The organism is Anaerotignum propionicum (assembly GCF_024461735.1).
Lineage (GTDB): Bacteria > Bacillota > Clostridia > Lachnospirales > Anaerotignaceae > Chakrabartyella.
The window spans coordinates 35,907-48,849 of the sequence record NZ_JANGAD010000003.1 but is presented as its reverse complement, the minus strand read 5'-3'; the positions used below and the strand labels follow the sequence as shown (position 1 = coordinate 48,849).

At 41.5% G+C, this 12,943-nt stretch carries 13 protein-coding genes; all 13 read right to left on the bottom strand.

Translation table 11 applies throughout. The features are described from left to right. Window positions 1–5: 5 nt before the first annotated feature. The 13 genes from NE558_RS05195 to NE558_RS05135 all read right to left on the bottom strand — a co-directional run bounded on the left by NE558_RS05195 (window position 6) and on the right by NE558_RS05135 (window position 12,923). On the bottom strand, window positions 6–1,277 hold the full coding sequence (locus NE558_RS05195) for a dihydroorotase (protein ID WP_256148855.1): 1,272 nt from the start codon (window positions 1,275–1,277) through the stop codon (window positions 6–8). After that, window positions 1,274–2,203 (bottom strand): aspartate carbamoyltransferase catalytic subunit, encoded by a 930-nt coding sequence (locus NE558_RS05190; RefSeq protein WP_256148854.1) that lies wholly within the window; start codon window positions 2,201–2,203, stop codon window positions 1,274–1,276. The genes NE558_RS05195 and NE558_RS05190 overlap by 4 nt, the downstream gene beginning before the upstream one ends. Before the next feature lie 19 nt (window positions 2,204–2,222). Beyond that, entirely contained in the window at window positions 2,223–3,137 is a 915-nt protein-coding gene (locus NE558_RS05185) for an RluA family pseudouridine synthase (protein ID WP_256148853.1), read from the bottom strand. 1 nt (window position 3,138) lies between these two features. Next, on the bottom strand, window positions 3,139–3,618 hold the full coding sequence (lspA, locus tag NE558_RS05180) for a signal peptidase II (RefSeq protein WP_256148852.1): 480 nt from the start codon (window positions 3,616–3,618) through the stop codon (window positions 3,139–3,141). A gap of 251 nt (window positions 3,619–3,869) precedes the next feature. Next, window positions 3,870–4,349, bottom strand: a complete 480-nt coding sequence (locus tag NE558_RS05175) for a DivIVA domain-containing protein (protein WP_256148851.1) — start codon at window positions 4,347–4,349, stop codon at window positions 3,870–3,872. Window positions 4,350–4,365: 16 nt separating this feature from the next. Next, a complete protein-coding gene (locus NE558_RS05170) occupies window positions 4,366–5,157 on the bottom strand; it encodes an RNA-binding protein (protein WP_256148849.1) in 792 nt (263 codons plus the stop codon). A 15-nt stretch (window positions 5,158–5,172) separates the two neighbouring features. After that, entirely contained in the window at window positions 5,173–5,460 is a 288-nt protein-coding gene (locus NE558_RS05165; protein WP_256148848.1) for a YggT family protein, read from the bottom strand. A 14-nt stretch (window positions 5,461–5,474) separates the two neighbouring features. After that, complete coding sequence (locus tag NE558_RS05160; protein WP_066051584.1) at window positions 5,475–5,987, bottom strand: cell division protein SepF; 513 nt, start codon at window positions 5,985–5,987, stop codon at window positions 5,475–5,477. 40 nt (window positions 5,988–6,027) lie between these two features. Beyond that, window positions 6,028–6,726 carry a YggS family pyridoxal phosphate-dependent enzyme gene (locus NE558_RS05155; protein ID WP_256148847.1) on the bottom strand — a complete coding sequence of 233 codons (699 nt, stop codon included), beginning with the start codon at window positions 6,724–6,726 and terminating at the stop codon, window positions 6,028–6,030. A gap of 19 nt (window positions 6,727–6,745) precedes the next feature. Continuing rightward, window positions 6,746–8,275, bottom strand: coding sequence for an HlyD family efflux transporter periplasmic adaptor subunit (locus NE558_RS05150; RefSeq protein ID WP_256148846.1), 1,530 nt, complete (start codon window positions 8,273–8,275; stop codon window positions 6,746–6,748). 465 nt (window positions 8,276–8,740) lie between these two features. Further along, window positions 8,741–10,468: a dihydrolipoyl dehydrogenase gene (gene lpdA / locus NE558_RS05145; RefSeq protein WP_256148845.1), complete on the bottom strand. Its 1,728-nt coding sequence runs from the start codon at window positions 10,466–10,468 to the stop codon at window positions 8,741–8,743. 102 nt (window positions 10,469–10,570) lie between these two features. Next, on the bottom strand, window positions 10,571–11,899 hold the full coding sequence (locus NE558_RS05140; protein WP_256148844.1) for a 2-oxo acid dehydrogenase subunit E2: 1,329 nt from the start codon (window positions 11,897–11,899) through the stop codon (window positions 10,571–10,573). 28 nt (window positions 11,900–11,927) lie between these two features. Beyond that, entirely contained in the window at window positions 11,928–12,923 is a 996-nt protein-coding gene (locus tag NE558_RS05135) for an ATP-NAD kinase family protein (protein ID WP_256148843.1), read from the bottom strand. Between the last annotated feature and the right edge of the window lie 20 nt (window positions 12,924–12,943).

Sequence of the window (12,943 nt, the reverse complement as noted above, 5' to 3'; positions counted from 1 at the left end):
TTCGATTACATGATCAGCCTTCCGCCAACCATGGTATAAATCACTCTGCCTTGCACTTCCCAATCTGCAAAAGGTGAGAATTTCGCTTTTGAAGCAAAATGTTTTGGGTCGATACGATAACCCTGACGCAAATCCACAACAATAAAATCCGCATCCATTCCTTTTGCAATACGCCCTTTATTTTCCAGCTTTAATATCTCTGCCGGCTTTGTGCTCATCATATGAACCAAATCAGCTAGCGAAATCAGTCCCGTTTTCACCAGACCGGTATAGCTTAAAGAAAATGACGTCTCCAAAGATGAAATACCGTAAACTGCACTGGTAAACACTTTGTTTTTATCCCCCTCGTTGGAAGGGCTGTGACCTGAGGCAATCACATCTATAGTGCCATCAGCCAAACCTCTTTGAATAGCCTCTACGTCCTCAATGGTTCGTAGGGGTGGGTTTACTTTTGCTAAGGTATTATAGTTATCCACCGCTTCCTCTGTTAAAAGGAAATAGTGGGGACAGGTCTCTCCTGTTACCCTTGCTCCTCTTTTCTTTGCCTCTCGAATGAGCTGAACGGAACCCTTTGTGCTTACATGAGCAATGTGAAGTCTTGCTCCTGTATTTTCTGCCAAAATGATGTTTCTGGCAACCACAACCTCCTCAGCCTCTCGGGGCATTCCCGCTAAACCAAGATAGGATGCAGTAAAACCTTCGTTCATTACACCAATTCCCGACAAGCCTCTATCCTCACAATGGGTTATTACAGGCATATCAAACATTTTCACATAAAGCATGACATTGCGCAAAAAAGATGCCTCATCTGTAAATTGATCTCCATCAGAAACTCCCACGATACCAGCGTTATACATCTCGCCGATTTCTGCCATCTCCCGTCCTTTACATCCAATAGACATACTTCCGTAAGGATGAATATTCACCAGTGCTTGGCTTTTAGATTTTGAGACAATGTATTCCACAACAGTTTTATTATCAATTACAGGATTTGTATTTGGTTCACAAGTAATTGTGGTAAATCCCCCTCTAGCAGCACTGCGAGAAACCGTTTCAATATTCTCTAAGTACTCAAACCCAGGATCGCAAATGTTACAGTGCATATCGATTAATCCCGGCAGAACGGTATTGCCACCCAAATCCATAATTTTTGCATCAGCAATTTCTATGTTTTTTCCAATCTCCTCAATAATGCCATCTACCACATAGATATCGTATAATTCCTTTTCTTGAAATTCAGGAGATACCACATGACAGTTTTTCAACAGGGTTTTCATCGAAAAGCTCCCCCCATCTGTGTTAGGATATAATAAATTGCCATACGAACGGCAACACTATTTGCAATTTGATCATTGATGATACACTGGGGACCATTAATAACACCGGCAGAAATTTCAATTCCCCTGCGAATGGGTCCGGGATGCATTACGATAGCATCCTTTTTTGCATATCGAAGCAATGCTTCATCAATACGGAAAAATCTTTTATATTCATCCAAAGAAGGTAACACCATAGTATTTTGGCTATCCTTATGCATTCTTGTTGTCAAAATAACATCTGCGTTATTCATCGCTTCACGAGCATCATAATAAACATCTACGCCAAATTTCTCAATTTCCGGTGAAATTAAAGTAGGAGGTCCCGAAACACGAACCTCAGCCCCCAGCTTTGTCAGTGCCCAAATATTACTTTTGGATACACGACTATGGATTAAATCTCCGATTACGGCGACCCTAAGACCTTCAAAACCACCTTTTTGCTCTTTTATTGTCATCAAATCCAACAAGGATTGACCGGGATTTTCATTAAACCCATCCCCTGCATTGATTACAGAAGCATCAACCGTAGTTGCCAAAAGCTGGGGAGCTCCTGCCATTGGATGACGCAGAATAATAAAATCCGCACCCATTTGGTCAACCAATTGCCCCATATCCAAAAGGCTGTCAAATTCTTTGTTTTGGATAGAGCTAGTCATATCAACCACACTGGCACTTAAATGCCTTGCCGCCAATTCATAGGAAAGCTTGGCTCTTGCACTGGCCTCATAAAACAAAATAATAACGGATTTTCCTCTTAAGTGGGGTGATGTTTTATTTTTTTGACTTAAAATATATTTCATGGTTTCTGCCGTACCAAGTATATAGCGAATATCATCCGCAGACAGGTCCTTCAGACCAAAAAAATCCTTTTTCATCAGCGGCATTTCCTGACCCTCCTAATTCTTAACCTTTTAAGCGCATAAGCAGTTTTTCATAGTTTTCAGGCAAAGGTGCTTCAAATTCCATATACTGTCCAGTTGATGGATGGACAAAGCCCAAAACACGGGCATGTAATGCCTGTCCCTCCAAATGAAACGGTTGTTTTTTGGGGCCGTAAACCGTATCCCCCAAAAGAGGATGTCCAATAAAGGTTAAATGAACACGAATTTGATGGGTTCTGCCTGTTTCCAGCTGAGCTTCAATAAACGTAAAATTACCCATACGTTCTAACACCCGATAGTGGGTAACCGCCCTGCGGCTATGCTTTTGCGTCACAGCCATTTTTTTTCGGTCTAAGGGGTTTCGGCCAATGGGCTGATCCACTGTGCCTTCATCTTCTTGGAAGCCGTTAAACACAATTGCATTATATTTTCTAGTAATGCTATGCTCCGCCAATTGTTCCGCCAAAGATTGGTGTGCCACATCATTTTTTGCAATCATCAAAACTCCAGAGGTATCCTTATCGATGCGATGAACAATCCCCGGGCGTTTCTCCCCATTAATTCCCGAAAGCTCATCCCCACAGTGATACATCAGGGCATTTACCAGGGTACCTGAGGTATGACCTGGCGCAGGATGAACCACCATTCCTTGGGGTTTATTTACAATGATTACATCCTTATCTTCATACAAAATATCCAATGGAATGTTCTCAGGTAAGATTTCTACAGTCTTTGCCTCAGGAATCTTAACATCAATAATATCTTTTTCCCGCAGTTTATAATTTGCCTTTACTGCGGCGCCGTTTAATCTGACATGGCCTTCTTCAATCAGCCTTTGTACACCACTTCGAGAGAGCTCATCAATATTGTCTGCAATAAAAACATCTATGCGACAGCCCACGTCTTCTCGCTCCGCCCCAAATGTAAAATAATCCATATTATTCATCCTTCTTTTTTTCTTCCGGCTCTTTTATCACAAACAAAATCAAAAAGGCCAATATACATACTCCAACAACAACATAAATATCTGCTACGTTAAACACAGGAAATCTGAAAAAAGAAAATTCAAAAAAATCCACTACATAGCCACGAAAAATTCGATCGATCATATTCCCAATTGCTCCCGAGAAAATAAGAAGCATCACCATACGAACCAGCTGATATTCTTTTGTTTTCGGCAATTTATTATAATAATACAATAAAGCCACCGTAATCACTGCTGTTAATAGCAGAATAAACCAACGTTGCCCCGAAAACATACCAAAGGCTACACCTCTATTTTCTACAAAAGTAAAATCTAGAAAACCTTTTATGAAAACCGTGGAGCCTATGGGCTTAAGATTTGTCAACGCTACGTATTTTGTTGCCTGATCCAATCCGATTAAAACTACCGCTGCAAATGCAGGTATCAACCACATAATTCTGTCAACCTCTTATTCTTTATTTTTATATATCTTTCATTCCAATGCTTTTATCTATTCTCGCAAACAAACAAAAAACTTACCAATCCTATAAAAAGACGAACTGTTGTAAAATGCAAAATAGCCGTGGCAGCAAAAATGCTTAGTCACAGCTTATTTCAGAAGCCCTGTGGATTTGGGAAACTTTCCTCAAACCGCAGAAAAAGCGGCTTCCGGCAATCATACGTTGTCCACCGCTTTTTGGCTTATTATTCACTTGCTTTTCTCACTTCATCCTTTTCTGCAAGGATTTCGTTTTTATCCAGCAATTCAATTTCTGCATATAGTAAAAGCTTCACTCTGGTTCGCATCAATTCATAACGATTTTGCAAAGCAGCCATCTCCTGCTCCAATTCGTAGGTTTTTGTTCTTGCACTTTGTAAAATTTCCTCTGCTTGAAGCTTTGCGTTTTGTATCATTGCTTCACTCTCTGCCTTTGCTGCTGCCTTTGTTTCCTCTGCTGCAGCTTCTGCTAAAGTTAAGGTGCGTTCCAAGGTTTTTTGTAAATTTGTAATTTGCTCTGTTGGGGTAGCTGTTTCATCTACCTGAACCTTTTCTTTTTTTGTTTCGGCATAAAGCCTCTCATAATCCTCATAAAGGTCATCCAAAAAGGTGTCTACCTCTTCCGGAGAATACCCAACGGCAACCTTCTTAAAATCCTTGGTAGCAATGTCATTCGGTGTAATCACGCAAAATCCTCCTCATCTAAACGTACACTTCTAATTCCAGACCGATTCTGTCTTTTTTTGTCCTTCCGCCCACTTCCCCTACACGAAAGCGGCCGAATCCTCGGGCAGAAACCATATCTCCTGTTTTTAATATGTAAGATGTATTTGTCACAGCAGACCAATTTACATTTACTTTTTCTCCTGCAATTAAGGTCTGGGCCTTTCCTCTTGAGAGATGCAAAGCATCTGCTAATATTGCATCCAGTCGCATAGACGCCACAGTAATACGGCGCATTTCCGTACGCTTTGGTGACAAAACTTGAGCTTTATCCATCTTTGTTACCGTTACCGGTGTTTTTGAAACCTTGTCCAAATTGGTCAGTATATATTCTGCCATTTCTGTCTCAGCAAAACATATCCCGCCATCCTCAGAGACCAAAATATCTCCGATTTTTCCTCGTTCAATCCCAAGCCCAAGAATAGAGCCAAGATAATCACGATGACTTAAATCCTTTTGTCCAAACTTATTGCTTTTTGGGGCAATTTTTATTACTTTAATAGGAAAAATTTCGTGGGAAAGAATACCCTCACTAGGTGCAAAACCAAGCATCATCCGCTCCGCATCTTCCACCCCACCAAAGGAAAGCATCTCAAGCGTTCCAACGCTTTTTAACCGCTCCAGAAACCTCTCACACTTTGCCCTATCCATAAAATCAGTAAACTGCACCTCGTGACGCTTTAAAGAAAAAGATGCCTGATCCAAGGCATTGGCAAAAAGCAGACGCTCCTCTTGATCTTGAATGCCTTTCATCATCTGCTGCTTATTCACAGTATCACCCGTTTCTTACAGCATAGTTATCAAGCTTAAAATTAACTGCTTTACAAGCATCATTAATATCAAAGCAATGATAGGGGAAAAATCCAACATCATTCCACCGCCAAGGGGGGATTTATCCAGCATTTTGCGGCATGGTCCCAAAATCGGCTCTGTCATGTTGTAAAGAAACGCTCCAATTGGATTGTGAAACCCCATGGGCAGCCAAGAAAGAATAATCCGCCCAAATATTAAAAGCTCCATCACATAAAAAAACATGTCAACGGCTTTCATTAGTAAAAATTGTATATTTTCCAAAATATTATACCACCTTATCTAGCACTATTCACCCACGGGAGAATTACGCCCTTTGTCTTCAGCTCTTCTTTGAAATCCCCCGAGATATCCACATTTGCCGGCGCAATAATGAATATATTATTAGCAACTCTTTGAATGGAACCTTCCAAGGAATAGCAAGTACCGCTCAAAAAGTCCATAATGCGCTGGGCAATGGGATACTCAACCTTTTCAAGGTTTACAACAACAGGTCTTTTTGTTTTAATTTGATCACAGATTTCTTGCGCATCCTCATAACAGCTGGGCTTAATGATTACAACCTGCATCTGCACATTTGTGTTTATGCTATAAACCTGAGGACTTCCCTTTGGCATAGGTTTGCGAGCTGCCTGAGCAGAATAATCCATTTCTCTGGGAACTTCACGTAAGCCATAACCACTGGAAACCGCTTCCCTTACAGGAACATCATATTCCTCTTCTTCATAATACTCATCATCATCATATTCACCAAACATTAAATCCTTCATTTTATCTAATAATCTAGCCACTTGTCTGCTTCCTCCTAATCGCTACATTCTTTATTTTTCTTTATTTGGAGTAATCTCTTGCACCAAAAATACCCGTACCTACACGAACAATGGTTGCACCTTCTTCGATGGCAACCTCATAGTCACCGGTCATTCCCATGGAAAGCACGTCCATTTTTATATTATCAATTTTTTTTGCATTGATGTCAACCTGTAATTGTCTCATCTTACGGAAATATTCCCTGTTATCTTCCTGATTTTCTACAAAAGGTGCCACTGTCATCAGGCCTCTCACGCGCAAATGTTCCATCTTTGCAAGGATTTTGACGAACTCTAACGTATTATCGGGAGTAATGCCAAACTTACTTTCCTCGTCAGCCATGTTCAATTCCACCAAAATGTCCATCAAAATACCTTTGGCAGCTGCGCGCTTTTCAATTTCCTCTGCAAGCTTCAAACTTTCCACAGAATGAATCATGTCAACTTTATCAATGATGTATTTTACCTTATTTGTTTGCAAATGTCCAATTAAATGCCAATGAACCCCGTCACCCATGGGCTCATACTTATCCATAATCTCCTGAACTTTATTTTCGCCAAGAGAGGTCAAACCACATGCCACTGCCTGCTGAATGGTTTCCACTGTCTGTGTTTTGCTCACTGCCAACAGGAGGATATCCTCCCGTATTCTGCCGCTTCTTTGGGCAGCAGCTGCTATCTTAGCTTCTACCTCTTTGATATTATCTGCAATATAGCTCATATTTGTCGTTCCTTTCTTATTAATAAAGGTTTTGACCCTCTTTAATATTTTTTGCATCGGATACAATCAAATCATAGGCCTGCAAACCATAGGTGGTTCCCGAGCGTATGATTGCATATTCTTGATTTTGTTCTAAAATATCTATGGTCACAAATTTTGCCATGGAACTGTTTGCAACATAAACGCCCGTTCGTGGAGATAAACCGGAAACCGTATAATGGGTTGCCTTCTCGCCAGTTCCCTGCAAAATAATATCACCAAGTTTAAGTTCACCACTTTGATCGATATAAACGTTTGAATCATCATAAGAAATGACTGAAATAGCTATAAATTTAGCATTGCTGCCATTTACCAAAAGCACCCCTGTATTTCCCATGCTTTCCTGCATGCATTCCTTCGGTATACTGATGAGTGATTTCTCGACAATGGCGTCGTTGGGTACCTTGAGCCCTTGCACAATTGACCCTGCCAAATAAAACTCTAAAACCCTTCTGTTGATGAAACTTTCCATCTGCTCATACGTGGAAAAAACCACCTTTGTTTCTTTTTCACCTACTTCTGTGGACTCAATTTTGGCATTAACCGGAATTACCTCATCATCCAAAAGTAGATTTAATGTTTTTCCGTCACCCTTTGACCAATTTACAGTTGCAGAATTGGGGAGATAAGCAACGATAAACCATTGATTGCTTGTCACAATTTTAAATAAAGAATCTCCCTTGGAAACAGCTTTCGCCTTGGAAATATATTTGGTTTTACTCTCGCCGATTTGTTTTTTCGTAATCCCTTCCAAGGTTTTTGAGGTAAGGGTTTCCTCCAAGCCATCATAACTTAGGGCTAAGATACCGCTTTGCTCCGCCCGCAAAGCACTCATATTCTGTGCCAATTTCTGTTCATACTGAGATTTTTCTTGAGTCAATTGAGAAAGACTGTCAACATTTTCAGTCAGCCAAATTTCATTTCGTTGTGTCATAAAGGATTGTACTTGATCTTTCATATTGTACAGATAGCTTGCATCAGATTTCATTGATTTTCCTGCATAGGAGATAATCACACGCTGTATGTTTTCTTCAATTCTGGAAATATCTTCTGAAAAAGCCGATAAATCTGAGCGACTTTTCTGATTTTTCAAGATATTTTTATCAAGCTTTTCCAATTTACTCTCTATTTCTTCTGTAGAATTTGTATCCTTTACCGTACAAACCACAGCATTTCTCGAGATATATTCCCCTTCTGAAAACTGGTAAAAAGGTTGTCCCGGGCGATTGCTTTGAATTACATATTCATCCCGCACAATCAATCCTGTATAACGTGCGGGAGTATCAAGCCCACCGTAATCAACCGTTTCCATATTTATCTCTGATCTTTTGGCAGACATAGCCAGCATTTGTCCAAAAAGATAGATGGCAATTACCCCAAATACAAACATGGGCAAAACCCGACTAACCCGAAGATGGCGTGTCCTTTTTCTCGTTTTAGGTACTTCTCTTTTGGGCGAAACTTTCGTTCTTACTCTTGCATAACTTCCTTGTCCTTTGGCAGAATCCATTCTATAGACATTCTCTTTGGGAGGATGTACTTTTTTAGGGTGAGGTGTCTGCCTATGTGGACTTTGGCCTCCCCTCTGGGGGTGCCTTTTTTTTCTATTCTTTGAGGAATCTTTTTGCATTGAAATCCTCCTTATCAACGTTATCAAAGAAATTCTATCATAACATTATATAATATATTTCATAGAAGGTAAACAAAAAATAATCCATGATGTACCAGTGTTCCCTATTCTTAGACAAAACACCCTCTAAAGTGAACTCTACACCCTGCCACAACTCAATTATTAGAATATTTATAGTAAAAAACCACGCAATAGCATGCGTGGTTTCAATTGGTATAGGAAAGTGCTCCTATGTACCGGAGCCCATTTTCTCTTAGCTTGAGAATCGGTTCTTCAGTTATCATGTCAAGATTCCGATTCAAAATAAGTACCCTAATTAATTATTTATTTAAATAGTTGTTCTCATTAGTTTTTCATGTGAATCGCCCTTTTTTCTACGTTTAAGGCCGCTTCTCTCATGGTTTCTGTCACAGTGGGGTGAGAATGAATGGTAGAAATCAATTCTTCTGCCGTTGCTTCTAAACGAATAGCTAATGCGCCTTCTGCAATTAAATCTGTGGCTCTTGGTCCAACAATATGCATGCCCAATATTTCTTCATGCTTTACATCCGTGATGATTTTTACAAGACCCTCTCCTCCATTTAAAATAAGTGCCTTGCCATTGGCGGACATCGGGAACTTTCCAACCTTATATTCCATTCCCTTTGCCTTGCATGCCTCCTCTGTGAGACCAACACCTGCGGCTTCGGGCATCATATATACACAAGTTGGGCTTGTGCCCTCCTCATAAACAGAAGTGTGTCCACATATATTTTCCGCCGCCACTTCTCCCATTGCGGAAGCTGTATGGGCAAGCTGTGCATAGCCCTTTACGCAATCCCCAATGGCATAAACCCCAGGTACATTGGTCTCCATTTTTGTATTTACAAGGATCCGACCATTGTCATGGTGAACCCCACCCAATTCTAATTGTAATCCTCCTGTATTGGGGCGACGGCCAATTGCCACCAATACCTTTTCAGCTTCGAAAGCCAAAGTATTGCCCTCTTTATTCTTGCAAATAACCTTTGCACCAACAGATGAGGTTTCAATAGCCTGTACGGGGCATTCCAAATGGAACTCAATCCCCATGTTTTTCATATGGGCCACACTTACCTCTGTAATCTCTCGATCCATCATAGGCAGCATATGTGCAACAGCTTCAATCACCGTAATTTTAGTACCGAAAGCAGCATAAGCACAAGCCAATTCCAAACCAATAACACCGCCACCAATCACTACCATAGATTTTGGCAATGCTTCCAGACTGAGGGCACCTGTGGAATCAATGCAATGGGGATTTTCCTTTAATCCTGGTATAGGAGGGGCAAAATTGATAGAGCCTGTGGCTAAAATAATGGCATCTCCCTTTAATTGCTCCTCTTTCCCATCCGCTTTTTTCACCAACAACGTTTTTGGTGCAATAAAGCTTGCTTCTCCATCAATTTTTTTAATTTTATTTAACTTAAACAAGCCCGCAACGCCTGAAGTTAATTGTTTTGAAATTGCATCCTTATGGGCAATGACCTGAGAAAAATTCACACTAAGCCCTGTTGCATTGATGCCCAATTCTTTGCCTTGGTGTTTGATTTGCTCATATAACTCTGCGCTATGAAGCAAGCTTTTTGTGGGAATACAGCCAATATTCAAGCAAGTGCCCCCCAAATATTCTTTTTCTACTACCGTTACCTCTGCGCCTAACTGCGCCGCCCTGATTGCCGCTACATAACCCCCGGGGCCTCCACCAACAATAATGATGGATTTTTTATCAGATTTCTGAGAAGGTTCAGCAGGTAAAGATTCTTTAATGGGAGTTTTTTCTTTTTCACTTGCAACCCGTTCCCCAACGCTTTCCCCCGCCTGACCAATGTATGCTACAACGCTTTTGCAAGGTGCTGTTTCACCAGCGGGGCATACAATTTTCAGCAATACACCTTCTTTATCACATTCCACATCACTACTTAATTTATCGGTAGCTACAGAAAAAAGTACATCTCCCGACTTTACCGTGTCGCCTTCTTTTTTCTTCCATTCTTCAATAGTGCCTTCTGTCATGGTCAGCCCCAATTTGGGCATTAAAATTTCAATTGCCATATGCTCAAGTCCTTTCTATTCTATCGTTAATTTCCAAAATCTCAACATTATCTATATTGAAAAAACGGACAAAGGTCATAGCCCCTATCCGTTTTTTGCTTCTTATGTAAACAAAAGATATGGGTTTTCCAAAAGGTCGCAAAGACGTTTTAAGAATTTCGCCGCCATAACCCCGTCTACCACCCGATGATCTGCCGTTAAGCAAAGGTTCATCATAGGGCGGATTTCAATTTGTCCGTTTCGTACCACAGGTGTTTCCACCATATCGCAAACACCCAAAATTGCCAGCTCTGGCTGATTGATGATGGGTGAAAAATTGGTTATGCCATAAGGGCCTAAATTAGATATGGTAAAGGTACCCCCCGTCATATCTTCCATAGAAATTTTTCCACTACGGGCAGCTTCAATCAATGCCTCTGTTTCCTTAGCAACCTCTATTAAGGATTTTGTGTCTACCCCCTTCACGTTGGGTACAATCAGCCCGTCGCCCTTTGCCACCGCCAAGCCCACATTAGCATGGGTATGTCTTGTGAGCATGTTATCTGCAAAGCTTGCATTTACATCAGGGAATTCCATTAAAACCTTAGCTGTCATCTTCATAATAATATGGTTAAAGGTCAGCTTCACATTGTCCTCTTTGCAAGCAATCTTCAATTTATCCCGCATTTCTTTCATTGCCGTTGTATCCACAGGGTGGGTATAGGTCACACGGGGAGAGGTCTGCCAAGACAACGTCATATTTGCGGCAATGCTCCGTCGCAAAGCATTTACTTTTACCGGTTGCTGGTCGTTATTGCTCATCGCTGGTGCAATTGTTGTCTCTGCATTTGCCGCCGCCAAAACGTCTTTTTTCATGACTCTGCCATCAGTGGTAATTGTCTCAATATCCACGCCCAATTCCTCTGCCAGTTTCGCCGCCATAGGGCTGGTTTTGGTTTTTTCTGTACTATTATCCGGTTGTGGATTGGCGATATAATCTTCCACATCCTGCAAAGTAATACGGCCATTAGGGCCAGTTCCCACCACCAAACCAATTTCAATGTTCTTTTCTTTAGCTAATTTTTTTGCCGCAGGAGAAGCCAAAATTCCCTCTCGGATCGGTGCGGCAGATGATTCCGTAGTAACTTTCCCCATTTGTTCTTGGGGTTTTTCTTCTGTTTTTGTCTGAGCAGAGGCCCCTGTAATGATTTCTCCTGCCTCACCAAGATAAGCTACCACAGCTTTACATGCCGCAGTTTCTCCAGCAGGCACTAAAATCTTTAAAAGCACACCTTCTGTGTCCGCTTCCACATCATTTGTTAATTTATCTGTAGAAACACTATATAAAATGTCTCCCTTTTTTACATGCTCACCCTCTTTGAATTTCCATTCATCGATGGTTCCTTCTGTCATGGTCAGTCCCAATTTGGGTAATAAAACTTCCTGTGCCATAACTTCACCTCCAAATCATATCATTTTGTTAGAATCTTTTGTACAGACCCATTTCCACAGCTTTTTCAAGGGTTTTCTTAATTTCTACCCGCCAAGGGCCATTTTGTGTAATGGTAAACGCCAGACGGTCTCCTTTTTTGCCTCGCAGCTCCCGTTCTCCATCTAACGCCACCATACAATCCCATTCCATCACCATCTCCATTGGCATGCCTAAGGGCATCCGTTCTGCCTTGGAATAGCTTAGAGGGGCTAAAATACCTGCGGCGATAGGGGCAATGATTTTTTCTCCAGCCGCCTCAAGGGTTAGGGCTAAACCATGGGGGTCGCTGTCTTTTACAATTTGAATACATCCCGTCGCCGCGGAGAAGCCGATGCTTGCCGGATGACAGCGAGTCACAAAAATATGCTTCAATTTCTCAGCATCCCATATGGCTTTTGCCCCTATCCAAAGGTCGTCGGTAATTACCGCATCAATTAAGGCAATATCGGAAAAGACACCGTTTTTATAAACCTCAATCCGCTTATCTTTTATACAGCATTCCTCAGGGTTAACCATACGGGCAATCACTGCCGCCGCCATTCCCGCCACAGTCCCTTCCACCATGGTTGGGTAAACGTTATTTGTTCCCGTGGAAAGAGGAAGGAGGGGGGTATCCTTCAGTCCCTTTGCAACGGCACGACTGGTACCATCTCCTCCCAGAACAATGACACAGCCTACCCCCAGTTTCTCCATTTCCACTGCCGCTGTGGTGGTATCCTCTGCGGAAGCCGTTAAAGGTATATCCATCACCTGACAATCCATATGCAGCTTCTCTTCCTTTGATAAATCGGAAATAACGGCGTAGCCAATTTGAAACGTATCCGGCATAATCCAAATCTTATCAATGCCAAGGGCTTGCGCCGCTAATATGATCCGCTTTACAATATTTACCTTTTCCTGATTGTCAATGGTTGTGGCATAGGAAACCAGCCTGCGAATATCTTTGCCCGAAGCAGGATTTGCAATAATACCAATGCTGGACATAAACACCCTCCTTCCCTATT